Below are 24,146 nucleotides of genomic sequence, written 5' to 3'. Positions count from 1 at the left end.
TGTTTAAAAAACTTAAGGATTTGATGCATGGTCACTTTTCTACTTTATTGCGTGGTAGAATCTTTTTTGCTCCAGCTTTCTTAGCAACTGTCCTTTTCTTCGTTTCTTTAGATCTCCTTGGCTTAACAGAATGTTTTTCTAGCACTTCAATGTAGTTATCCAACCGAGTAATCAACTCATCATAGGTAATAAAAATGAGATTCCTTGAAGCTAAAGTCAACAGTCTGAAATCGTCTTTTTGCTTTTGAGTGCTAAAGTTCCCTGCCCTCCCGGCCAGTATAATACCCCTTGGTCGCAGCACCTTTAGTTCAATTCCATAGTTGTCTTTTATATGGCCTCTAATTGTATCGGCATGTTTTGATACATTTTCAATGTAGTTCTCTACCTGAATTATAGCTTTAGAAATTTCGGTTTCCCAGTAAAAGTTATTTCGGCTGGAATCTTCTTTTATTAACCCGGTATCTGGTTTCTTTATTTCTAGTATGTCCAAGAAGCTATCATGTGTTATCAAAGAAAAATCTGGAAATTTCGTACTACCGATAGCAATATTCATTTTATCGATGGCCTGTATATACCCCTGCTGGATGATTAGGATATTTTTATGAATATATTGCTGCCACCAGTTCTCGCTGTGAGATTTAGTAATTTCTGTTCTAAGTTCCGTTGCCAGTTCCTTTAAAGTCACAATCTGTGTCGTTGCATTTAGAACACTTGCGACCGATACTGACTCTTTTGCAACATAACCGGGTATAAACCTATTCAGTGCATCCTTATCATCGGCAGACAAGCTGTTTAGGATATCTTCTTTGAGAATATCTGATAACATACCTGCCTTATAGTTAATCGCCCTTCCAAAATTGAAAGCATCAGGATAAAGTTGGGAAAATGATCTTTCTATTATATCTAATTTAAGGTCTTTTCCACGTAAGAATGACTCATTGTACATCTTACTTATGGTCCGAACAGATGTTCTTACTTCTGCTATTCCATATCTTTTATGAATACTATTAGTGTCCTCTGTCAGAATCCACCGGAATCTATCAAAGTGTTTTGTTAGCAACTCTAAAATATTTTTACCAAAGCTAATGCTACCATCTTTTTTTAAAGAACTGGGCTTCCTGCCTTCAAAATACACCTTAAGACCTTGCAAGTTTTTACCATAAGATCTGTTATTAATCACAACAAAACCTTTTGAAGCCTTTTTTTTTGGAGCAGTCCTTGTAGCCCTTTTCTTAGTGGCAGATTTGACATTTTTTACCATTGGAATGGAATTAAGGTATAGTTATTTACTGTAATATACACCTTAATTGATTAATTATCAAGGTAAAGCATAGAAGATACTATAATTGTAATACTTCGAAAAAGGTCCTGTTTTTTATTTAGATAAAATATGCAAATATTATATCTATATGGTGCGCCAAGTAAAATTTTTAAAATAAATACCGATCTTATAGAGCAATTCTTTACATTCTGTAGCATTTTGAAGTTACGTACGGGGTTACGTGAGATGGATCATAATGTACAACACACGCCAGGCGAGGGTTTAAGAATATCTATGCGGTCCCGTCCGGCCTAACCCCTTACGATTTCAACGCCTACACTATTACTTTCAAAACTTCTTTACACAGAGAAAAAAGCAAGGGAAATGAACCGCATGGGATTAGGCATTCTTAGCTTTAAGTGAAGTCATTTACCATAATGCATTTTCAGAAAGAAGTACTCATTAAATTCAGTACCTTTAAGTCAGTTTCTTTGATGCGACCTATAAGGCGACTTGAGTTTAATGTTTAAACACTAAGTTGTTGATATATAACTGGTTTTGAGAGGTTTGGTAGAATCTTGCCATCCCGACATAAAACTGAAGCCTGTTACTATAGCGGGCTTCAGTTTTTTTGCTAATACTCGCAGCTCTTCTAATTTGTTCAAGTACAAGGCGATAGCAGTTCGAATCCAGCCAGTTTATTTACAGTTCCAATCCCTTACCGCAGCTTGCTGTTATTTACATTTTCCCTAAGTGTGCAGACTTTGTCTTCGATTTACGAAGTTGGGGTAAGCGTTCCGGAATGACCTGGATTTATGTGAAATAGCGGGGATTAAAGTAAGTATCACCTTTTCTAAAGTTTCGTACTGAGTTAAACTATATTCTATAACCACAGGTATTATTTACAGCCTGTGCTGTTTTATGCGATTTGATAAATCATTGTTATAAAGTGGCATTGGGTTCGAATCCAGAAAAGAATTGTCAATAAGCTTTTAGACGTTTCTACCCCGTAAAGACCTCACTCATGCCTTGCATTAATGTAATTTCCGCATTGATATCCTGAGTCGGATGCCTTAAATCATTAATAACGATTTCGGCTAAACCAAAAGCAGATTTGGATAAATCGGTTTGACGAGTGTAAGTGATCTTTGTATCAACAAGAATAAGATCAATTATGCGTGTATTTATCACAGGAGCCACGGGCTTCATTGGTACTGCCATTGTGCAGGAATTAATTAGTGCTGGCCATCAGGTATTAGGACTGGCGCGCTCGAATGCATCAGCCAAAAAGCTCGTCGAAGCTGGTGCCGAAGTCCATCGCGGTGACCTGGAAGACCTGGAAAGCCTTCGGAGCGGTGCCGCTCAGTCCGATGGCGTGATTCATGCCGGATTTATCCATGACTTTACCCGATTCAAGGAAGTATGCGAGGTGGATAAAATAGCCATCGAAACCATCGGCGAAGTGCTGGCCGGTTCCGGCCGGCCTTTGATCGTTACTTCCGGCACAGCGCTGGTCAGCCCAGGCAGACTGGCTACCGAAGATATTATCCCACCGTTCAGCCCTGCCTGGCCGCGTGCTTCCGAGCAAACAGCAGATGCCGTAGCAGCGCTGGGTGTCCGTGCAGCAGTCATCCGTTTATCGCCATCAGTGCATGGCGATGATGATAAGCATGGCTTCATACCGATATTGATCAATATTGCCCGTGAAAAAGGTGTTTCTGCCTATATAGGGGGAGGACTCAACCGATGGAACGCAGTGCACCGGCTGGATGCCGCCAATTTATACCGGCTGGCTTTAGAAAACGCTGCACCATGTGCTCGTTATCATGGTTCTGCAGAAGAAGCTATTACAGTCAAAACAATTGCCGAAGCCATAGGCAAACAACTGAATCTCCCGGTAAAATCAATAGCTCCCGAAGCTGCGGGGGAACATTTTGGCTGGTTCTCACATATGGCTGCGATCGACTGCACGGCGTCGAGTAAATTGACACAGGAAGGTTTGAACTGGCATCCAACACACTCAACCTTGCTTGCTGATATCGAGAACGGCATTTATACCAAATAGTGGGCTATGAAAATCATTGTAACCGGTTCCTTAGGTAACATCAGCAAACCGCTGACAGAAATATTAGCTTGCTGACGGGGGAGACTGGCCTGCTGATGGGGAATTATGGCGGTGATCGATTTTGCAAGAGAATTTGCTGAGGTCTATTATAAAAAATAACTACATTTAATTTGTCTATGAACAGCCACCAGCTTTTTCGCTTCAGTACGATCAGTGAATATCACCGGGCAGCAGGTCTGCCTAAGCCGGCGCACCCGCTGATCAGCGTTGTTCACATGGACGACATTACACTGCCCATCGCCGAAATTCCGTTCAGCCTGATCTATGATTTTTATTCCATTTCTCTTAAAAAGGCGCAGCACACTAAGTTCAAATACGGGCAGCAGGCTGGTGATTTTGACGAAGGTGTTTTATTCTTTATGTCACCGGGACAATTATTCGGTATCGATAGCGTAGTCGATATGGCTGAGGTAAAACGCCCCGAAGGCTGGATGATCCTGATCCACCCCGATTTTTTATGGAACACACCGCTCGCTAAAGCCATCAAACAGTATGAGTTTTTCAGCTATTCGGTCTATGAAGCGCTGTACCTTTCCAATAGGGAAGAAACGCTGATCACCAACATTGCGAACCAGATCCAACAGGAGTACAACGCCAATATCGACCAGTTTAGTCAAAACGTGATCATCGCACAGCTGGAACTCTTACTGACCTATTCGGAAAGGTTTTACCAGCGACAGTTCATCACCCGGAAAATCGCCAGCCACGAGTTGCTGACGAGGCTGGAAGATTATCTCTCAAACTATTTTAATAACGGCAGTCTGGCCAAACAAGGCCTGCCCAGTGTAGTTCACATTGCCGAAGCGTTAAATATCTCCCCGGGTTACCTGAGTAGTCTGCTCAAATCTTTAACCGGCCAAAGCACACAGCAACATCTGCACAACAAGCTGATCGATCTAGCTAAAGAAAAGCTGTCAACCACCAATCTTTCGGTCAGCGAAATTGCCTATGAGCTAGGATTTGAACACTTGCAGTCGTTCAGCAAACTCTTTAAAACCAAGACCAGTCTTTCGCCGCTGGAGTTTCGCCATTCGTTTAATTAGTTATCGGCTGATCTTCACCAGTAATATTAAAAACTGCTATTTAAGGACTTTTGTGCAATACGGAAATAAGTAGCGAACAGAATGGATTCCACAGGGAGAAGTTTGCACAAGAGTTGATTAATGCATAGAGAATGATGAGTTTGAGATCAAGATATGCAAGCTGCTGATTTCAGGAAGTTCTATCTGATCGCTCCTACATAAGCATTCGCAACCTCGTCTTTGACATTAAACGAAATAATTAAGCTTCCTCAGACAGTAAGCCATTAATTTCTTTCAATAAATCCGGCAACCGGTGTTGGATAATATCCCATACGATCAGATTATTTATCCCAAAATATTCATGAATAATAAAATTTCGAAAATCCTTGATGATTCTCCATTCAATTCCAGGATGTATATTCTTAAAGCTATCGGGAATCCTTGACGAAGCCTCTCCTATGATTTCAAAATTTCTTTCTACTGCATCTTTTGTTTTTGAATCGGCCTCATAAGCATCAAAGGTCATGGCTTGTCCTTTTTATTCTCACCTAAATCACTGTTTATCATGTAGATAAATAGACAGCTTCATTTACCCATCAGTTCGAAGTGAAACTATTTTCAGAATACAATTTTTCGGGGAACACCGAGCTAATGTCCAGCCCTGCGTTACAAATATTTTGTTAGCTGTTCCTTGCTATTATTTTTCCACAGTATAATTCAGCTCTGTTACCCCGCAAGCAAACTGCCGGGTAGCCAATAGCTTCAGTTTTATTTTGTCTTTGATGTCTGTAAACAATGGAATGCCTTGTCCAAGAATAATAGGATTGACAAATAGCCAGTAGCCGTCGATTAAGTTCAGTTGCATAAGGGAATGTGTTGCCGTCGGGCTGCCAAAAAGCAAGATGTCATTACCTGCCTGTTGTTTTACTTCATTTATGCTGTCCGAAAGGTTGCCGCTGATAAATTTTGTGTTAGCCAAATCTGCATCTTTCATTGTTTTTGATAAAACAACTTTTTGAATTTTGTTATACCACTTTGAATGTTCGATCTCGTGCCTGGTCGCTGTTGGCTTGTCCCCCGCGGTAGGCCAGTAATTTTCCATCATCTGATAAGTTACCCGTCCATATATTGCAGTGTCGCCTGCGCTTGTCTGTTTACCGACGTAATCAAAAATTTCGTCATCAACTTTAGCCCAGTCCAGTTCTCCGTTCGGCCCTGCTACAAACCCGTCAAGCGATATGTGCATAAATGAAATTATTTTTCTCATGTTTTTCTTTTTAATGTTGTCTATATTTTTACTGTCTTTTATATTGATCGCTAATTTGTAACCTTCATTACCGGCTAACTTTTTTCGTCACACTTTATCATTATTGACTAATGCAGCAAGATAGTTTCCAAGTCTGTTTAAAGTTTGCTTGCCACCTTCAATGGCATTTACCTTTCTGTTTAATTCTTCAATAATTGCTTTTGACTTGAATACCGACTTCATTGTCAATAATGTTTTTCCTTCAACTTCTTCAAAGAAAACAGAAACTGTGAAATTGTAGTCTTCGTTTTCTGCACCGGAATGTTTATAAGACAAAAGGGAAGGCTTTTTCACTTCTACATACTCAATTTTGTTATCCCAATCCCGTCCCATACCGTGCATAATAAAGTCCCAGATTTTGCCTGGTTCTACATTCATTGATTTTGTAGTTAACGAAAAGCCATTTGGCCCCCACCATTCTTTTATATGTTCCGGGTTCGTCCATACTTCCCAAACCAGATCCCTTGGAGCATCAAGCATTCTGGTATGTATGAGGGTGTTCTCTTCTTGTTTGAATGTGTTGTATTTTTCCATCTTTCTATTTTTTCTTTTTTTGAATTTTAGCCAGATAACCTTCCAGTGAATCAAGTTTATTGTCCCAATATTTCCGGTATTGATCTACCCAGTCCGTCACTTCATTTAATCTTTCAAGCCTGGCTTCGCAATACCTTTCTCTACCTTGTTGTTTGATGACAATAAGCCCGCAATCGTTAAGGAATTGTATATGCAATGAAACTGCTTGCCGGGTCATATCAAACTCCTGGGCAATAGCGTTGACGTTTAGTGACTTCCCGGCCAGCATACCTATAATTTGCCTGCGGGTTGGATCTGCTATTGCCTGAAAAACGTCTCTTGTTGGTGCCATAATGCGCAAGTGATTTCTTGCAAATATATGTGCAAGTATTTACTTGCGCAAGTAAATGCTCAAATATTTTTTGCCGGAGTGGGGGGAGTCGATAGAATATTCCGAAGATGGGAGTGCTGTTTGTCAAATGGCCGGCTCCTTCCGGTAAAGGAAGAAGCCGGCCATTTTGCGGTGATCCGTGTTCAGATACACCGCCGACCGTTTAATGGCGGGATATTACAGGTGGAAAAGCACATTTGCCGCTATCTCATAAAAATCTTCTCCCTTCCTGATAAAGACCGGCGTTTCTCCCCAGGCTTTTATGGAGTTCAGGTACACGGAAAAGATATGCTTTTCAGGCGCAGGGGAAAGATATACCGGCATGAACCCGTAGTTGGAGTAGGACGTGCCGCCATGGTTGAGCAGCGGTGCGCCGGTTTCACTGTCCATAAATTCGAATACGTACGCGTAATCGCTGATCCCGTCAGGAACGCCATTCGGGAGAATGTGGTAATCTCCCTCATCTACGGAATTTCCGATATCACGTATCATACCCACTTCGTGCCTGATCTCATTAAAGTCCTGATCGTAATACACAACAGACATTTTTACATCTACCTTGCTGAAAGGGATCAGGTCCTGCGCATAATTGGAGATTTTCAGCTTTATATGCCCCGGCGGCGGAGCGGTTTCGTTATCCAGGGCCCTGGGGTCGATAAAGCTGACGGGCGATGCAAGCGTAGGTTGAAACAGGATGTATTCATCAGCTGTTCCGGATTTTACGTCAATCGTCTTCTCGGCCACGGTTTCCCCCGTCCGGATATCATAAAACTCAAACTTTCCTTCTCCTTCCACTACCCTGATCTTTTTCTGACTGAGGTCCCACTTGATAGGATGCCCGTTATATTTTGCGGCGATAAAGATGCCTTGTCCATTATTGGCCAGCGCTACCCGGCTTGCATCAAAGGATACATCTACAAAATCTGTCCAGGTTTCCACCGGTTCCGCTTTCTGGCATGCGCCCAATGCAGCTGCCAGCAGCAGGGAACGGAAAGTATTTTTTATGTTGTTGTACATAGATCGGAATTTTAACAATGACTAAAACTTGTAAGTAGCAGAGATGCTGAAGCGGAGGCCTTCCTGCCTGCGATACATGATCAGGTCGCCATCTTCTTTTTTGTAACCGTTATTGCCTTTTATCAGGTTGTATTTGAGTTCACCGCTGCTGTTGTTCACATACTCGTATGCTTTTGCGTTCACATAGTAGCGGGTCCATTCATTCAACAGGTTGGCCGCATTGATCTTGACTTCCAGCTTTTTCTTCAGGAACCTTCCATACAACTGGAGATCCAGCAGCCTGGGAGCCAGTTCAAATTCAATGGCGTTCGGGTCTTTCATGATCAGATTGGAGCGGTATCCCCGGTGATTGTAACTGGCGGTTGCGCCGAAATACTCTCCCCAATAGCCGATGCCAAGGTTCAGGAGCCAGGGCGACTGTCCGATCAGCGGGCGGTCCATTCCCGGAACCCGTTCCTTGTATCTTTCAATTTTGCCATCCACTGTTCTGAACTCCCAGGGCCCTTCATAGTCGACCTGCGACTTCAGCAGCGTTCCGTTCGCATAGATGAACAGGTCCGCCAGCCATGACCTGTCGGCAATGAAGGAAAGGTTCTTGCGCAGTTCCATTTCGAGGCCGTAGTTCCTGGCGGCAGCCATGTTGGCATAAACGTAATAGTTGCCATCCTGAAAGGAAGGATGATTGACCAGTTCGATCGGTTTATCGAGATACTTATAGTACCCGGTCAGTGAAATGATCTCGCCGGGACTGGGGTACCATTCCAGGCGGAGGTCCACGTTATCTACCATGGTAGACACTACATCCTGCCCGGATACGCTGGCATCCAGTTCGTAATCATAAAAACCGAAGAAGGAGGTTTCCCGGAAATCCGGCCGTATAGCGGTTTTGGAATAGCTGGCCCGGAGATTCAATGTATTGGTGAGGCTGTAGGTCGCGTTGATGGACGGCAGTAATTGCCAGTCCTGCTCTCTGGTCTCTTCCTGGAAATCCAGGTAATCAGGGATGTCGTTGCCATACCGGCGTTTCAACAATTCAGCCTGCCGGTTGCTCAGGTCGTAGTATTCCAGTCTTGCGCCATACACCAGCCTCAGTTTATCAAACAGTTTCTGATCGGCCATCAGGTACATGGAGTGATTGTTCATGTCGCCGCTGAAGACCCTTCCACCGATATTCTCTGCATAGTAGTAAGCCTGGTTGGTACCTGCTCCTACATTGGCGGGGTCCATCAGCACTTCATAGGGCATCTGGATATTTTCCAGGATCTCGCCGGGTTTTGCGGATCTTGTCATCGGCAGCATCCGGAATACATCGAGCACGCGCTTTTTCGTCCAGCCCTGATAACCGAGTTTGACAACCGTTGTCAGTGCAGTTCCTATGCCGAATGGCCTCGAAAAATTGGCCGCCCAGTTATAGTCCTGTTCATTGATGCCGGTCCACATCCTGGAGTCCAGCGCCACGGTATTGTTGGACCATCCGGAATGGGTCAGCAAACTGGGGCTTTGGAAATAGTATTCATTGCCAATCTGGGCGGTAAGCCGGTATTGCAACTTCCTTTCGTCCAGTATCTCCTGCCTGATCTTGTTGTAGGCCAAAAGGCCGTCGAACCGGATGCCTCCGGGCAGCTGGTATTCGCCGGTGAGCTGGTGTTGCTGGAGAGACATGGCTTCCGGCAACTGGTACAATTCTTTCCGCATCGGGTTCGTTTCGTCCCTGTAGTCCAGGCGTACGGACTCATTGTAGTTGTCGCTATAGGTACGGGCGTACATATTTTTTAGCGCCACTTTGAAGTTTTTTCCCTGAAGCCCCAGGTTGCCCACTAATCCGCTGCTGCTGTTGAAGCGGTAAGAAGTCCCTGCTCCGTTCTGTCCGTATTTTGTACTATCTATATAGCTTTTGGTAAATTCCTGTCCACGGACATTATTGAAATGAACGATGTTCTGCTCATTGCGGAGATTGGCACTGGCGGTAAAGCCGAACTGCATATCATTCTTCAGTTTGTAGAGACGGCCCAGCGCCACCCGGTAATTCTGATTGGGCGCCCCGGTGTACTTCACCGTTTTCAGGGCGGCGTTACTCAACTTCCTGGATTGCTCTATCGCATCGAGGTCGTTGTATTTCAGGTCCGGGCGCTCGTGGTTCAGGCTCCAGTCGTTCAGCCGCGGATCATCGCTGGTGCCGGGAGGAGCATCCAGTTGTGCAGCTTCGTTATTCCAGTACCAGGGCAGCAAACCTTCAGGTTTCCTGGCAGACTTGTCGAAGAAACCGAAATATTCGCTGTTATGCCGTTCTCCGAGCCGGTAGAAATCCTTGCCGGTGGTCTGGCTGTTGCCGCCTGTGCCGATGGTGATGATGGTAAAGTTCTGTGCCGGAATGTCCAGGGTATTGATGGAAACCTGGCCGCCGGAGAATTCCGAGCTGATATCCGGTGTAGCGGTTTTATTCACCACTACATTGCTCACCATCTCCACCGGAATGATGTCGAAAGAGAAATTCCTTTTGTTCATGGATGTGCTGGGAATCACCACGCCGTCCAGCATGGCCTGGTTGTAGCGGTCAGACATGCCGCGTACGATAACGGTCTTATTGTCAACCGTTGTCAAGCCTGACACTCTTCTGAGGGCCTGCCCCATATCATTGTCCGGTGTGCGGGCAATCTGTTCGGCGCTGATGCCGTCCGTTACAGTGGCGGCGTTCTTCTGCCGGGTATAGTGCCCCTCAACAGATGCCCTGTTGTAGGTAGACGATATCACTACCGTGCCCAGCGTTTTGGTGGATTGCGGCAATACGATATCCAAAGTGGTTGCCTTGCCGGATTGCACGGCTATGCCTGTAATGCGTTTTGACTGGTAACCGGTGTAGCTGGCCTCAATGGTATAGGTACCCGGCGGCAGGCTGAACTTGTAAAGGCCATCCGCGGTACTTAATACCGCTTTCCCGGTTTGTATGATCCTGATAGTGGCGAACGGCAGTATCGTGCCTTTGCCATCGATTATTTTGCCGGCTATGATACCGGGGTCAACCGGAACGGCGGAAGCGGAGGCGGCAACTGGTTGCGCGGTCACTACCACGGACGCCCCGGCCAGTTTCCAGCTGAAGGGAGTGTTGGCCAGTGTTTGCTGCATGACTTCTTTCAGTCCGGCGTTGCTGAATTTTGCGGCCGGCAACCGGGTGCTGCCGATTTCCTTTTCATCAAATGCGATGGTAACGCCGGTTTTTTGTTGCAGCGTTTTCAGCCGTTGAATCAAAGAGCCAGCCGGAAAATCCGCTGATATCTTTTTGTTTGACCCGCCTTGTGCGTAGCTTCCGATACAGGAAAGCAGTAACCCCATTGCCAGCAGCAGGGACTTGCTGCCGGCGCACCGTTTCCCGGTACAACGCTGTACAGTTTTTTTCATACTTTTATACTGTTTAAATAGAACAATTGCCATCTCCAAATGGCGATCCTGCTGTCCCGCTCCAACGGGACAGTTTTTTTAGTGAATAATAAGCGTATCTTTTTTGATGGTATAGCGGGTATTGTATAGTGTGCATAAAGTTTCCAGCACACTTTGTAGTGAGGCATCCGGCTGGAAGCCGGCAGAAAAGGCCGTGTGCCTGATGCGTTCATTTTCGCTGATCAGCAAAAGACCGTATCTCAACCTGAGCCGCAGGGCAAGTTCGCTGAAATCTGCCCTGTCCAGCACAAAACGCCCATCCCGCCAGCTGCTTTTTCCCGGCATTTCTTTATGTACAACGGAAAATTCCCCGGAAGCCGGATGGTAGTCCAGTTGCATGTTTCGCGTAAGCGTGTCCAGCACGTTCTGATGATATCCAACCTGTACCTGTCCTGCTGTTACGCTTACCTGTAACTTTGAAAGTTCCCGGTATGCCTGGATGTTGAATGCAGTGCCCAGCACCCGGGTTGTCAAAGCATCCACATGTACGATAAACGGTCTGTTCCGGTCCTTTGCTACCTGGAAATAGGCTTCGCCTTCCGTGAGCCATACTTCACGGGAGGTATCGGGGGTGGAGGGGCTTTTTACCCGCAGGGAAGAGCCGTTATTCAGCCATATCTCTGTTCCGTCCGGCAATGTTATATGCTTTTGCGTGCCAGGCTTGGCCGTATATGTTGTGAATACGGAGTGTTGCGTGTGCTGACGGGATGTTTGGGAGAAGTATTGCATTATCCCCCATATTCCCAGACCGGTGATCGCCGCCGCTGCCGCGTATTTGACTATGGGAGGTATCCGGCGCATTCCCCTGGCCCGGGTGGTGGTAGTTTCCAGTCCGAGGTTGGCCGTTATCCGCTGCCAGGTACTTTCCTTTAGCTGCCGGGTATGTTCCGCGCTCATCCAGTCAGGGCGCGGAGTATTACCGGTAGCATCATACCAGCGGTCTACCAGCTCCTTTTCCTGCTGGCCCGAATTATGCTGCTGATAACGCCTGAATATTTGCTGAAAGAAATTCATAATAGTACGTGTTCAGTACTATTACTTTAAAAAAGAGGGTTTTATACCGCTGAAGTATGTTACCAAATTGTAAACAATCATTACAGGCCGAGGAAGACGATCGCGGCGGCCATGAAAGCGGGCGGGGCTTGTGAGGGCTGGTCGCTGTAAAACTGTTCCACGCAGATCCTCAGCCTTTTAACGGCCTGCGATAGCAGGTTGCGGACGGTTTGCTCGGATAAGGATAACAAGCGTGCTATTTCGGCCACTGAGTTCCCTTCTTCGCGGCTGAGCCGTATCACTTTCTGCATGTTATCGGCCATTGCCGATATCTCATGATCGATATGCGCCTGTAATTCTTTGGAGATAAGCCCTTCCAGTATGCGCTGTTCCTGCAAAGCCAGCAACTGGCCGAAAGCGTGGTAACAGACTTCCTGTTTGCGAGTATGCGCCAGCGTATCTATGATGCGATATTTCAATATGGTAAACAGGTAGGGGGCCAGTGACCCGTTTTGGGTAGTCAGGGTTTGCCGCTTTATCCAGATACTTTCCATGATATCCTGCACAATATCCTGTGTTGCCATGATATTCCCCAGCCGCTTTCCGGCATCTGCGTAGAGCCGCTCCCAATAGCGGTCATATATTGCTGCAAATGCTTTTTCATGGCCTGATTGCATCAGGCTGACCAGCTCCGCATCAGTAAAAGATGAAAAAGTATCAGTTGGATACATGTTTGATGATGAAAGAATGATGATGCGAAGATAGCCCGGACAGGTTAACTTAAAGTTAAGCGGTCAGCTATCAGCCCCGAAGGATCTTTTCCATCTTCCTGCCCTTCGCCAGTTCATCCACTAATTTGTCCAGATACCTGGCTTGTTGGGTTAACGGGTTTTCGATCTCCTCTACCCGGTAGCCGCAAATTAATCCTGTGATGAGGTGTGCATTGGGGTTTAGTGTTGCACGCTGGAAGAATGTTTCAAACGTTACTCTTTCTGCTATCAGTTGTTGCAGCTGTTTGTTATCGAAACCGGTTAACCATTGTATGACCTGGTGCAGTTCTTCTTTTGTTCTGCCTTTCTTCTCCACCTTTTCGATATACAACGGATAGACTGATGCGAAGATCATTTTTGCGATGCGCTGATCGTGCGCCGGGGTCGTTTTCATATTTCGCGGTTTGATGGTATGTGCTAAATTACTACGCCTTTTTGCATAATTTGCCTTTCCTGCCGGTTTTTTATTAACTACCCGTTACAAGAATTTTCAGCCGGATAAGGAAGCGGCGACTCCGGAAATGGTAAAGCAAAGGTTTTTGGGTATTATTGTACCCGAACGCAACCAAAGTTATGTGAATGGCCTTTAAGGGAACATACGAGCCATGGGAAGAAAGGGGGCTTTTTGACCGGATGGCAGAGGGGGAAGAAGATGCTTTCAATACGATTTACCAGCACTTTATGCACCTGTTGAGCGGGGCGATCCTTCGGCTCGTTAAATCGGAAGCTGATGCGGCAGAGGTGCTGCAGGAGGCTTTTATGCGTATCTGGCTCAACCGTGACAGCATACCGGGCATAGAAAACCCGGGCGGCTGGGTAAGGCGCATTATCATTAATGAATGCTATCGTTTAATAAAAAAGAATCATCTCCGCAGCCGGTTGCATGACGGCTGGCAATCCGCTGGTCCCGCTGAAGCCACCTCCGGCCTGCATGCGGAACAACGCCTCGTGCTGGGAGAAACCGCGCGTATCATACAGGAAGCCCTGGGGGACCTGTCGCCCCGGCAGTATGCCATTTATCGCCTCAGCCGTGAGCAGGGCCGGCGCATAGCCGAAATAGCGCAAATACTGGGACTTTCTCCCGATTATGTAAAGAAAACACTGGCCATCGCCCTGCAAAAGATCCGTAAGAAACTCCGGGATGCAGGCAAACTCCTGCCGGCCATTTTATTATTTTAAATTTTTTTTCCTGCCAATACCCCCCTTTTTCATTTTCAAAGGTTAATGATAGTACAAACAGCTATGGAACAGCAACGACTTGCCTATTTATTGGACCGCCATGCGGATAATTTGATCACTGACGAAGAGGCCGCCGAGTTGATGGCGTATCTCCATGCGCATTCCGGAGATGCAATGGCCGGGGAAGCGGGAGAAGCGTTTCTGGCGGCCAACGAAAACCTGCCGGCTGATCCTGCGCCTTACCGGGATATCGCTCATAACATCCTGTCGCTGGACCGTCGTGCAGCCTCACGGCCGCGTGGTCTGCTTGCGGTGCTAGGCCGCTATAAAGTGGCTGCCGCGGCAATATTGCTGGTGCTTGCGGCCAGCGCCTTCCTGTTGCTGCGGAAACCGGCGGCCGGTCCCCAACTGGCGCATGTTACGCCTGCCATAGACGTACAGCCTGGCAGGGAGGGGGCTATCCTGACCCGTGCGGACGGCAGCACGGTGTTGCTCGACAGCCTGCCATCCGGCGAAATTGACGGGGATAACGGGGCTAATCTGAAACTGGGCAAGGGACGGATTTCCTACACCGGCGCCACAGCAACCGGAAATGAGATCTTTTATAATACGATCGCCACGCCCAATGGAAGGACCTACCATTTGTTATTGCAGGATGGCAGCAAAATATGGCTGAACGCCGGCAGCTCAGTTACCTATCCCGTGGTATTTACCGGTAAGGAAAGAAAAGTAAGGATACGGGGCGAAGCATATTTCGAAGTGGCGAAAGCTGCCGGAAAGCCATTTTTCGTAGATGTCGACGGCCGGGCTGAAGTAGAAGTGCTGGGCACGCATTTTAATGTGAATGCTTACAACGAAGACGGCATGATCAGAACGGCGTTGCTCGAAGGTGCGGTACGGGTGCGCTCCGGCAGCAACAGGCCGGGTACAGTACTGGAACCGGGACAACAGGTGACGGTCAGCAATCAGGGGGGCATGACCGTAACGGAAGCTGATTTCGATGAAGTGAATGCCTGGCGGAACGGTCTGTTCCATTTCCGGAAAGCCAGCTTGCAGGAGGTGATGCGGGAAGTGGCGCGCTGGTACGATGTGGAAGTGCGCTTTGAGGGCAAGATGCCGGAACGCACTTTCTCCGGCGACATAGAACGCACGCTCAGCCTGCAACAGGTATTGGCTTTATTACGCGTTACGCGGATCAATTATACTATCGACAACCAAAAACAAATCACCATCAGGTATTAACTAGCCAGGAGGGTACAAAAAACGACTTTAGAGATGTTCCGTTAACCGGAGCAAAAGAGCGCAGATCAAAAAAAACCGGGGATCAGTTTGCATCCGGCCCCGGTCTGTTCAAGATCGATCTCTTACAGGGATAATTCTGCTTAAATATCAACCTAAACACTGCAAAAGTATGCAAATTCAGGCGTTTTGCGGCAAGTTTCCCGTTCATGGGATGCGATGGCCGTCGTTATCAACCAAAATTATGTTAGTTATGAAGCTAACAACGATCTTTTTAATCGGGGCATTCATGCAGCTTAGCGCTGCTACGAAGGCCCAGATGATCAACTACAGCGGGCAATCCGTCAAGCTCGAACAGGTTTTCGATGCCATTAAAAAACAAACCGGTTATGTATTTTTTTATGACGATGCGGATATCAGTTCCGCCCGTCCCGTAAACGTACGGCTGAAAAGTGTGAACCTGCGCGAAGCGCTGTCCGCCTTGCTCCGGGACCAGCCCTTTACTTACGAGATACAGGGGAATACAGTCGTCGTAACCGCCCGGCCCAAGGTACTGTTCCCGCTCGTGCCACAGGATAAAGGTCCTGTCAAAGGCGTGGTCATGAACAATATTGGTTCACCGCTTGCTGATGCCAGGGTGTCAGTGAAAGGCAAAAACCGTATCGTATTTACGGACACGCACGGCCGCTTTATTATTGATGCGGCGGACGATGATGTGCTTGTTTTCAGTTATGTAGGATACTCCGGACTGGAAATGCACGTTGGTAAAGCAGCAGGCATGAGCGTCGGCGAATCCCGGACCATTACCGGCAGCCAGCTTACCAAAACCGCATCAGGCGAATTGACCATCATGCTGCAATTAAATGTAACCTCCCTGGGAGAGACCGTGGTAACAGGTTACCAGACGTTGAAAAAATCCAGCGTTGCCGGTGCGGTCAGTTCTATTAAAGCAGACGAATTGTATCTGAACGGTATCAACACGATTGAACAGGCGTTGCAGGGAAAACTCGCCGGCGTTGTGATCACCAATAACTCCGGTCTCACCGGCACCCGCCAGAAAACCAGGGTGCGCGGCACGTCCACATTACTCGGCACACAGGAGCCGGTGTGGGTGGTGGACGGTGTGATCCAGGAAGATCCGCTGCCATTCAAAGCTTCCACTTTAAATGCGTTGGGAGAAATTACGACCGATAACTTCGACTATATCCGCGATTTCGTAGGCACTTCCATCGGCTGGCTGAACCCCAACGATATCGAAGACATTACCGTTTTAAAGGATGCTTCCGCTACAGCAATTTACGGTGTAAGGGCCGCCAACGGGGTGATCGTTATCAACACCAAAAAAGGAAAGGTTGGCCCGGCAACGGTCAGCTATAGTATGAACACCAGCATTACTGAAAAAGTTACTTACGACCGTTTGGAAATGATGAACTCCAAAGAACGGGTAGCCGTATCCAAAGAGATTTACGAACGCGGTTTGATCTCCAATAACATGAATAACAATGCCGGATATGCCGGCGCTTTGTCCGACTACCTGAACAGGCGCATTACCGCCGATGAATTCGAGCGCAGGGTAGCCCGGCTGGAAACGGTGAACAGCGATTGGTTCGATCTGTTGTTCCGCATGCCTTTCAGTATTAATCATAATCTGAGTATCTCCGGTGGCAATGCCAACACCCGCTACTATGCTTCTATCGGCTACAATTCCACCAAAGGAACGGCAATCGGAAATGACAGTAAAGGATATACCGGCAATGTGAGCATTACTTCGCGGCTCACGAACAAATTGAATGTATCTGTGCGGCTGTCCGGTTCCCAGAAAAAAGTGAGCGGTTTTTACCTGGTGAACCCGTATAGCTATGCTGCCAGGATCAACCGCGCGCTTGAAGCGTATGATGAATCCGGCAATCTGTCGTACTACACCAACGCCGCGGGTTTTAAATACAATTTTATCAACGAGAGAGACAATAACGGTCTTCATAACAACACCCTGTCGGCCAATACCAGCATAGATGTGAACTACGACATATTACCGGGCCTGCGTTTTCAGACGATGTTCGGATATAATACCAGCGTGATGGAAGGTTCGTCCTATGCCACGGAGCGAAGTGCCCATATAGCCGGTAAACGCAACTATGATTATGGCACCGCGAAGCCTACAGATGTGCTTTATATCAACAGCCGCCTGCCGGTTGGAGGAGAGCTGAATTCGGATCGCAATACGGTAAGCTCCTGGAACTGGCGGAACAGCCTTTCCTATTCAAAAGTATTTGCAGGCAAACATGCGCTGACCGTCATGGGAGGGCAGGAAGCGAGCAGTAGCCGTACCACGGGCGCTTCCGGTACCCTGTACGGATACATGCATACCCGGGGCAAATCGTTTGCTACGGTGCCGCTGACCTATACTGCACAAAAAACGGCCAATACTTTATATACCGAGATGCAGGCGTCGCAGCGAAATGCCGATCGCCTGACCAACAACATGGGGCTGTATGCCACCGTGAACTATGCTTATGACAACCGCTATGTACTGAATGCCAGCGTACGTTCCGATGCATCCAACCGTTTCGGGCAATATACCGGCGAAAAATTCAACCCGGTCTGGGCCGGCGGCCTGCGCTGGAATGCAGCCCGGGAGAAATGGTTCGACAGGAGCAACTGGCTGGCAGATCTGAGCCTGCGCGCCAGCTTTGGCTACCAGCGTAACATCGTGGCCAATGTAAGCCCCGATCTGATCGTGCGCATTCCTACCGGCGCGCAGAGCAATATCGTGGACCAGTTCACGGGAGAAGATATGCTCACCCTGAGCAAACTGCCGTATGCAGACCTGCGCTGGGAAAGGAACACCTCCGTGAACCTGGGGATTGACCTGAGCCTGTTTCACGGCAGAGTGCAAACTACGGTGGACTACTACATGAAAAAAGGCCGGGATCTGATCAGCAACCTGAACGTGCCGGTGGAATATGGCGTGGAAACCATGCCCGTAAACGGGGGCGACATGCTGAACCGCGGCATCGAGATCACCGCCAGCTTTACCCCCGTCCGTACCAAAGACTTCACCTGGAACGTTGGCGTGAATACTTCGAAGAACTTCAACGAAATACAAAGGACCGGTACCCAGATGATCAACTGGAGGACCGCTACCAGCGGTACTTACTATAAATCCGGATACCCGGTATCCGGTTTCTGGGCCTTCGATTTTACCGGCATTGATCCCGAGAATGGTTATCCCATGTTCAATACCACGGTGAAAGAAGCCGGCGATTCGCTGAACGATCCGACTTCCTATATGCAATACATGGGAAAACTGGACCCCGACTTTACTGCGGGATTAAGCATGACCTTCCGCTATAAACGCTTTAGCCTTATAACCGGCCTGAACCTCCAGGTAGGCGGCAAACGCTTCCTGCTGCCGGTTTACAATACCACCACCGGCAAATTGCCAACAGAGTACGAAAACCTGCCGGCGGAACTGGTAAACAGGTGGACACCTTCCAACAAGACCGCCAGCTTGCCCGGCCTGCCGGACTACACGCTGCAAAGCGTTCAGCTGCCGAACAACCGTACTTACACGCAGTATTACGAAATGTACAATAACAGCAGCGCCCGTGTAGTGGATGCATCTTCACTGCAATGCAACAATCTGTCCGTGAACTATAGCATGCCCGAACACCTGGCCACGAGGCTGAAATGCCGCAACATCAGCGTTGGCGGCGGCGTGTCCCAGCTCTTCTCTATCGTGAGCAGGGATTATAAGGGCAGGGACCCGGAAGTGGCTACCGGTCAGCAGCCGCGTACGAGAACATACACCCTGTCTTTGTCAGCCAGTTTTTAACCGTTTAAAGAGGATCAAAAAATGAACAAGATATTAATATACCTGTTGTCGGTTTGCCTGCTGGCGACTTCCTGTAAAAAATTCCTGGAGGAAACCAGTCCCGATGAGATCAGGCCATCCTCCACCGAAGACCTTTATTCCCTGATGATCAGCGATGCTTATCCATACAGCCTGAAGCCTGACTGGTTTTCGGATATGCTTACCGATGATATCCGGAGCTATGGAATGCCCAGGAATACGAATGGGACCATCAATACCGCCTACGGTACTTATTATGAGAACGGCAAGGGCATTTTCGCCTTTGATCCTTTGGAGCTGGAAGGTGCTACCGGTACTGCGGCGACGGCATTGGACAGCTGGAAGGCCTGCTATGGAAAGATCAAAGGATGCAACATTGTGATCGATTACGCCGCGAATGTGAGCGGTACAGCGGAGGCAAGGAATGCTTTGGTGGCACAAGCCTTATTCCTGCGGGGATATTACTACCTGCGGCTGGCGCAATTATATTGCCTGCCTTATACCGGTGCAGGCGTAAATCCTGAAACGGCGATGGGTTTGCCGCTGATCCTGACGATGCAGGTGAGCGATGAGCATATTGGCCGCAGTTCGTTACGCCAGACTTTTAACCAGGTGGAAAAAGACCTGCTGGATGGTGCTGCGCTGTTAAAAGATAACTACACGGCAACAACGCCTTACCGGGTTGGCCACATCGCGGCTTATGCCATGTTGTCCCGCTTCTACCTCTACCGTGGGCTGGATGAAGATATCGATAAAGCCATTGCATATGCTGACCTTGTTATTGCCGACCGTCCGCAGCTGACGCAGTTGAGGAATTATGTGATTTCCAATACCAGCATTAACCCTGCGGGGATCTATGATCAGACCACCAGCAGCGAAGTATTGTGGCAATTTGGGTTCAATTCCAAGGGTATTACGACTTATCTGCCAGGTCCCGGCAGTTATACCGGGTTTCATGCACCTTACGCCGTGTCCGATGAGTTAAGGAACATGTTTGAAAAAGGGGATGGGCTGGCTGATAAAGGCGACCTGCGGTATGTGCTTAATTTTTCAAAGTACACGATCAGCGGGGCGGAGTTTCCCGGCCGCAGCCTGAAGATCGGCGTTAACGCCGCCGCGGGAGATAACGGCATACGCACCGGTGAAGTGTACATCACGCGTGCGGAAGCCCTCGCCCGGAGATTTAGGCGCTCCGGTCAGGATGCAGACAGGGTAAAAGCGCTGAATGATCTGAACACGCTGCGTTCCAGCCGTTATGATACCCGTAATACGGCTTACGTGCCAGTCGCCTTTACGGACGCGGATGAGCTGCTGCAATTTTGCCTGGACGAACGCCGGCGGGAAATGAGCCTGGAAGAGTCTTCCCGCTGGGCGGACATCAAGCGCCTCGGATTATCCGTTACGCATACGTTCATTGACGCGGACGGCGGAAGCATGGTTTTTACATTGCCGGCCAATAGCCCGTTGTATGCGCTGCCTATCCCTGTAACGGCCATCAACAGGAATAATAATCTGGTACCTAATCCCCGCTAATATTGTATTTCATGAAACAGACATTATATATCCTCACTGTATTTTCGCTGCTGGCTATCGCCTGCAACAAAGAAGAAGCGCTTGCACCTTCCGGCGACAGCAAAGCTTATACCCTGCCTCAGGGCAATAACGCTTTTGACGGGACGATTAAAAGTTATTACGATAAATACGGCTGTTACCTGCTGTACAAATTCAATGACCGCGATGCCTACTGGACGCCCGGCGGATGGACGAACGCCCGGTATGATTCGGCATTTAAACGCTGGGTGACCGGCTTTCTCGTTGAACCGGCTGAAGAACAATACATCGCAAAACAGCTGGAAGTGATAGATCGTCTCTGGTTCCGTTTCTATTCCGATAAATTCCTGGAGGAATTTCTGCCGGCCAAGGTACTGCTTTGTTCCGCTGTGGATTCCACTTCCCTCGGCTACGATTTTTCTACTACGCCTATCACCTTTTATCTGCGTGAGAAGGCTGTGGCGGCATGGTACAGTTATGACAACATTAGCGTGAGCTTTGGGAATGCTGCGGTGGAAACAATGACACCGCAGGATTCAGGTGCTTTTGTATGGAAAGTGAATACGATTTTCATGCAGCAGATCTTTAACCGCACACCTATTCCCGCTACCGGCGATTTTACGAAGATCACCAACTACGCTACTTCCTTTACCAGCCAGGCCGCTGCCTATGCCGCCGGTTCGCTGACCGATTACTGGGCAGCCACCGCACAGGCGGACTGGCAGCAATATATCCTGGCCATGACAGGTTATCCGGAATCGGTGCTCAATGCCACTCCGCCCGGTACTGCAAAATCGTTCGTGGGGATATTGCATCCTGCTAAAGATACCAGTGGCAAGATCAGGCAGCGCTACAACCTGGTGCGCAATTATTTTATTACGAATTATAATGTAGACCTGCAGGAGATCGGCAACGCCGCTATCGCGCGATAACAGTTTTTTTCAGGATAGATATGCAACCGGGAGACGGGTTGCATCCAGGCCATGCTTTGCATTTACAGAAATTGAAACCATGAATATACTACGTGTTTTTTTGCTTTCCGCCATGCTAATCCCTGTGTCCGCCGTTGTGCGGGCGCAGGGAAATAGCGGGAAAGAGGAGTTGCCGTCACTGACATCATATCTTAAGCCGGACGCGCAGCGATATGAAGGGATGTGCAACATCTATGTACAGGATAACCGTTACCTGATGGAAGTTCCGGATTCACTGGAAGGCCGTGATGTACTGGCCGCCATTACCATCGTACAAGGTTCCGCTCAAAGAGAACGCTCGGCGGGCAAACGTTTTGGCTACTCCGGAGACGCGGTGTACGAGTCGGTATTCCGTTTTCAGAAAGCTTCCGGCAACCGCCTGACGCTTGTACAGCCGATGTTCCTGAACGCCAGCGATACCACTACTGCTTTCTACAGGCCCGCTACGGCATCGCTGTTGCCCGTATTATTATCTTTTGACGTAAAGGCGAAGTCTGAATACTCGGTGCTGATAGATTTTACGGATGCTTTCAAAGGTGATGCGGACCTCTTTTCACTGCGCGGTGCGAAGGACGAGCTGGGCATCGGGGAGCTGCAGGCGGACAAATCGTTTGTGAAAAGCGTGACCTGTTTCCCCGGCAATATCAATTTCCGGTCAGTGAAAAGCTATGGCCCCGGCGCAGTACCGCCTGCAAAAAATGGGCCTGGGTTGCCGGTCGCGGAAAAAGGCCTGAAGCAACCCGGCGAGGCAACGGCCTGGGAAGTAGGCGCTTCCTGGATATTGTTGCCGGAAACACCCATGAAGCAACGTTTTATGGACGAAAGAGTAGGTTACTTCACAACGAGCGTGCGGGACCTGGACAACTACCCGGACCATCCGCGCCATGTGCAGCTGGCTACCCGCTGGGATCTGCAGCCCAGGCCGGAGGACGTGCAGCGGTATCTTGCCGGTGAACTGGTGGAGCCCGCCAAGCCCATTATCTTTTTTATAGACAGGGACACTCCGGACTATCTCGTACCGTATTTTATCGATGGGGTCAATGAATGGAGAAGGGCTTTTGAGAAAGCCGGCTTTAAAAACGCCATTACGGCAAAACCCGAACCTGCGGCGGATGACAGCACCTATTCGCTGGAAGATGTCCGTTATTCCTATATCTCCTATAAAGCTTCACCTATCCCGAACGCTTACGGGCCATCCGTATGCGACCCGCGTTCCGGCGAGATCATCAGTTCCCGTGTTGCGGTATTTCATAATATCATGGACCTGATACAGCGCTGGTATTTTGCGATGTGCGCCACCATCGACCCGGAGGCCCGGCAGTTCCCGCTCAGCCGCGAGGTCATGGGGCGCCTCGTTAAAAATGTGGTTACCCATGAAGTGGGCCATGCCTTGGGCCTGCGGCACAATTTCGCCGGCAGCGCTACGTATGATGTAGATAGCATCCGAAATCCCGCTTTCGTAAAAAAGAACGGGTTCGGGGCGTCCGTGATGGATTACATGCGCTTTAACTACGTGGTGCAGCCGGAGGATAAAATGCCCCCTGAGCTTTTGTTGCCGGATATCGGTGTGTATGACATTTTCGCCATCGAATGGGGGTACCGCTGGATGCCGCAGTTTGGCTCCCCCAAACAGGAGGCCGATTCGCTGAAGGTTTGGGTGAGCGACAAACGGAAAGACCCGCGCCTGCTGTTCGGCAAGGAAACAGACCGGCTCGATCCCCGCTGTCAGTCAGAGGATGTTGGTAACAATGCCGTAAAGGCCGGCCGGCTGGGGATGAAAAATCTGCGCAAGACCATGTTGCATTTCGATGAGTGGATGACTTTGATGGGAGCGGATGAAGACTTCTACGGGCGGCAATACCGCAGCATACTTGGGCGCTATCATAACTATCTTGATCATGCCTGGCGTATTGTGGGTGGCCGCTATAACAATGGGGATGCATTACCGGCCGAAAACATGCCGCTTGTTGTTCCGGTAAGCCGCGAACAGGAGCTGGAGGCCATCAGCTTCCTGAAAGAGCACCTGTTTTATTATCCTGAATGGCTGTTCCCGCCAAAGATCATGAAGAAGGCCGGGTTTGAATTCGGACGGGATGGAGCGGAACCCTTCGCGGTGGGTTTTTCAAAATTGTTCCTGTCGTACAACCGGATGTTGCAGAACGAAGTCATTGCCGGTAAGGACAGCTATCCTGTATCCCGTTTCTTTGAAGAATTATATGAGGATGTATATGGAAAACTGCCGTCCGGCAAACCTGTGGATGCTTTCCACCGCATGCTGCAGCGGACCTTCCTGGCCGGTATGATCTCCAGTGCGGAATCGAAAGCCGGGTTTTCCAAAGATGTGTCGCTCCAACTGGCGATGTTGATCAGAAAAGTACAGGCCCGCTGTAACGTAGCGTTGCCTCTTGCTCCGGATGTGCTTACGAAAGCGCACCTGCAGTCGCTTTCAGATATAGTCAGCATTTGGGAAACAGGAACGGCTATGGAGTTAATAGCCATTAAATAAATATAACACAAGGA

At 48.5% G+C, this 24,146-nt stretch carries 18 protein-coding genes; 8 read left to right on the top strand and 10 right to left on the bottom strand.

Going from position 1 to position 24,146, the window contains the following annotated elements; translation table 11 throughout:
• Window positions 1-31: 31 nt before the first annotated feature.
• Window positions 32-1,261 (bottom strand): Shedu immune nuclease family protein, encoded by a 1,230-nt coding sequence (locus tag FW415_RS00400; RefSeq protein ID WP_148382341.1) that lies wholly within the window; start codon window positions 1,259-1,261, stop codon window positions 32-34.
• Window positions 1,262-2,435: 1,174 nt separating this feature from the next.
• On the opposite strand from FW415_RS00400, the gene FW415_RS00395 reads away from it, so the two are divergent.
• Complete coding sequence (locus FW415_RS00395; protein WP_148382340.1) at window positions 2,436-3,326, top strand: SDR family oxidoreductase; 891 nt, start codon at window positions 2,436-2,438, stop codon at window positions 3,324-3,326.
• 176 nt (window positions 3,327-3,502) lie between these two features.
• Window positions 3,503-4,429 carry an AraC family transcriptional regulator gene (locus FW415_RS00390; RefSeq protein WP_148382339.1) on the top strand — a complete coding sequence of 309 codons (927 nt, stop codon included), beginning with the start codon at window positions 3,503-3,505 and terminating at the stop codon, window positions 4,427-4,429.
• Between the two features lie 238 nt (window positions 4,430-4,667).
• Here FW415_RS00390 and FW415_RS00385 read toward each other — a convergent pair whose 3' ends face one another.
• From FW415_RS00385 to FW415_RS00345, 9 genes are all read right to left on the bottom strand, one after another.
• Window positions 4,668-4,934, bottom strand: a complete 267-nt coding sequence (locus FW415_RS00385; RefSeq protein WP_148382338.1) for a DUF86 domain-containing protein — start codon at window positions 4,932-4,934, stop codon at window positions 4,668-4,670.
• 171 nt (window positions 4,935-5,105) lie between these two features.
• Window positions 5,106-5,675 carry a dihydrofolate reductase family protein gene (locus FW415_RS00380; RefSeq protein ID WP_148382337.1) on the bottom strand — a complete coding sequence of 190 codons (570 nt, stop codon included), beginning with the start codon at window positions 5,673-5,675 and terminating at the stop codon, window positions 5,106-5,108.
• An 87-nt stretch (window positions 5,676-5,762) separates the two neighbouring features.
• Window positions 5,763-6,248, bottom strand: coding sequence for an SRPBCC domain-containing protein (locus tag FW415_RS00375; protein WP_148382336.1), 486 nt, complete (start codon window positions 6,246-6,248; stop codon window positions 5,763-5,765).
• A 4-nt stretch (window positions 6,249-6,252) separates the two neighbouring features.
• A complete protein-coding gene (locus FW415_RS00370) occupies window positions 6,253-6,579 on the bottom strand; it encodes a helix-turn-helix transcriptional regulator (protein ID WP_148382335.1) in 327 nt (108 codons plus the stop codon).
• Between the two features lie 216 nt (window positions 6,580-6,795).
• Window positions 6,796-7,635 (bottom strand): hypothetical protein, encoded by an 840-nt coding sequence (locus tag FW415_RS00365; RefSeq protein WP_148382334.1) that lies wholly within the window; start codon window positions 7,633-7,635, stop codon window positions 6,796-6,798.
• 21 nt (window positions 7,636-7,656) lie between these two features.
• Window positions 7,657-11,031, bottom strand: coding sequence for a TonB-dependent receptor (locus tag FW415_RS00360; protein WP_168208607.1), 3,375 nt, complete (start codon window positions 11,029-11,031; stop codon window positions 7,657-7,659).
• A 78-nt stretch (window positions 11,032-11,109) separates the two neighbouring features.
• Complete coding sequence (locus FW415_RS00355; RefSeq protein WP_148382332.1) at window positions 11,110-12,084, bottom strand: FecR family protein; 975 nt, start codon at window positions 12,082-12,084, stop codon at window positions 11,110-11,112.
• An 80-nt stretch (window positions 12,085-12,164) separates the two neighbouring features.
• Window positions 12,165-12,794, bottom strand: coding sequence for an RNA polymerase sigma factor (locus tag FW415_RS00350; protein ID WP_148382331.1), 630 nt, complete (start codon window positions 12,792-12,794; stop codon window positions 12,165-12,167).
• A gap of 70 nt (window positions 12,795-12,864) precedes the next feature.
• The gene (locus tag FW415_RS00345; RefSeq protein WP_148382330.1) at window positions 12,865-13,227 is read right to left on the bottom strand and encodes a DUF2200 domain-containing protein; all 363 of its coding nucleotides are present in this window, start codon (window positions 13,225-13,227) and stop codon (window positions 12,865-12,867) included.
• Between the two features lie 185 nt (window positions 13,228-13,412).
• Between FW415_RS00345 and FW415_RS00340 the strand changes: the two genes are divergently transcribed.
• The 6 genes from FW415_RS00340 (at window position 13,413) to FW415_RS00315 (ending at window position 24,132) form a co-directional block, all read left to right on the top strand.
• Window positions 13,413-14,012: an RNA polymerase sigma factor gene (locus FW415_RS00340; protein WP_148382329.1), complete on the top strand. Its 600-nt coding sequence runs from the start codon at window positions 13,413-13,415 to the stop codon at window positions 14,010-14,012.
• 45 nt (window positions 14,013-14,057) lie between these two features.
• Window positions 14,058-15,254 carry a FecR family protein gene (locus FW415_RS00335; RefSeq protein ID WP_148382328.1) on the top strand — a complete coding sequence of 399 codons (1,197 nt, stop codon included), beginning with the start codon at window positions 14,058-14,060 and terminating at the stop codon, window positions 15,252-15,254.
• Window positions 15,255-15,504: 250 nt separating this feature from the next.
• The gene (locus FW415_RS00330) at window positions 15,505-19,086 is read left to right on the top strand and encodes a SusC/RagA family TonB-linked outer membrane protein (RefSeq protein WP_210420796.1); all 3,582 of its coding nucleotides are present in this window, start codon (window positions 15,505-15,507) and stop codon (window positions 19,084-19,086) included.
• Between the two features lie 21 nt (window positions 19,087-19,107).
• Complete coding sequence (locus FW415_RS00325; RefSeq protein WP_148382327.1) at window positions 19,108-20,637, top strand: RagB/SusD family nutrient uptake outer membrane protein; 1,530 nt, start codon at window positions 19,108-19,110, stop codon at window positions 20,635-20,637.
• 11 nt (window positions 20,638-20,648) lie between these two features.
• Complete coding sequence (locus tag FW415_RS00320; RefSeq protein WP_148382326.1) at window positions 20,649-21,587, top strand: hypothetical protein; 939 nt, start codon at window positions 20,649-20,651, stop codon at window positions 21,585-21,587.
• Between the two features lie 79 nt (window positions 21,588-21,666).
• Window positions 21,667-24,132, top strand: a complete 2,466-nt coding sequence (locus tag FW415_RS00315) for a zinc-dependent metalloprotease (protein WP_148382325.1) — start codon at window positions 21,667-21,669, stop codon at window positions 24,130-24,132.
• The last annotated feature ends 14 nt before the right edge of the window (window positions 24,133-24,146 follow it).

Origin of the sequence: Chitinophaga sp. XS-30 (genome assembly GCF_008086345.1) — a bacterium.
Taxonomy (GTDB): domain Bacteria; phylum Bacteroidota; class Bacteroidia; order Chitinophagales; family Chitinophagaceae; genus Chitinophaga.
The sequence above is the reverse complement of the archived record's forward strand: the minus strand, read 5'-3'. Positions and strand labels throughout refer to the sequence as shown.

Bases quoted from the DNA above. Each gene is read 5' to 3' on its own strand.
- FW415_RS00335 (WP_148382328.1), top strand. From the start codon at position 14,058: ATGATAGTACAAACAGCTATGGAACAGCAACGACTTGCCTATTTATTG.
- FW415_RS00370 (WP_148382335.1), bottom strand. From the start codon at position 6,579: ATGGCACCAACAAGAGACGTTTTTCAGGCAATAGCAGATCCAACCCGC.
- FW415_RS00355 (WP_148382332.1), bottom strand. From the start codon at position 12,084: ATGAATTTCTTTCAGCAAATATTCAGGCGTTATCAGCAGCATAATTCG.
- FW415_RS00325 (WP_148382327.1), top strand. From the start codon at position 19,108: ATGAACAAGATATTAATATACCTGTTGTCGGTTTGCCTGCTGGCGACT.
- FW415_RS00315 (WP_148382325.1), top strand. From the start codon at position 21,667: ATGAATATACTACGTGTTTTTTTGCTTTCCGCCATGCTAATCCCTGTG.
- FW415_RS00360 (WP_168208607.1), bottom strand. From the start codon at position 11,031: ATGAAAAAAACTGTACAGCGTTGTACCGGGAAACGGTGCGCCGGCAGC.
- FW415_RS00345 (WP_148382330.1), bottom strand. From the start codon at position 13,227: ATGAAAACGACCCCGGCGCACGATCAGCGCATCGCAAAAATGATCTTC.
- FW415_RS00390 (WP_148382339.1), top strand. From the start codon at position 3,503: ATGAACAGCCACCAGCTTTTTCGCTTCAGTACGATCAGTGAATATCAC.
- FW415_RS00395 (WP_148382340.1), top strand. From the start codon at position 2,436: ATGCGTGTATTTATCACAGGAGCCACGGGCTTCATTGGTACTGCCATT.
- FW415_RS00375 (WP_148382336.1), bottom strand. From the start codon at position 6,248: ATGGAAAAATACAACACATTCAAACAAGAAGAGAACACCCTCATACAT.
- FW415_RS00380 (WP_148382337.1), bottom strand. From the start codon at position 5,675: ATGAGAAAAATAATTTCATTTATGCACATATCGCTTGACGGGTTTGTA.
- FW415_RS00365 (WP_148382334.1), bottom strand. From the start codon at position 7,635: ATGTACAACAACATAAAAAATACTTTCCGTTCCCTGCTGCTGGCAGCT.
- FW415_RS00350 (WP_148382331.1), bottom strand. From the start codon at position 12,794: ATGTATCCAACTGATACTTTTTCATCTTTTACTGATGCGGAGCTGGTC.
- FW415_RS00340 (WP_148382329.1), top strand. From the start codon at position 13,413: ATGGCCTTTAAGGGAACATACGAGCCATGGGAAGAAAGGGGGCTTTTT.
- FW415_RS00385 (WP_148382338.1), bottom strand. From the start codon at position 4,934: ATGACCTTTGATGCTTATGAGGCCGATTCAAAAACAAAAGATGCAGTA.
- FW415_RS00330 (WP_210420796.1), top strand. From the start codon at position 15,505: ATGAAGCTAACAACGATCTTTTTAATCGGGGCATTCATGCAGCTTAGC.
- FW415_RS00320 (WP_148382326.1), top strand. From the start codon at position 20,649: ATGAAACAGACATTATATATCCTCACTGTATTTTCGCTGCTGGCTATC.
- FW415_RS00400 (WP_148382341.1), bottom strand. From the start codon at position 1,261: ATGGTAAAAAATGTCAAATCTGCCACTAAGAAAAGGGCTACAAGGACT.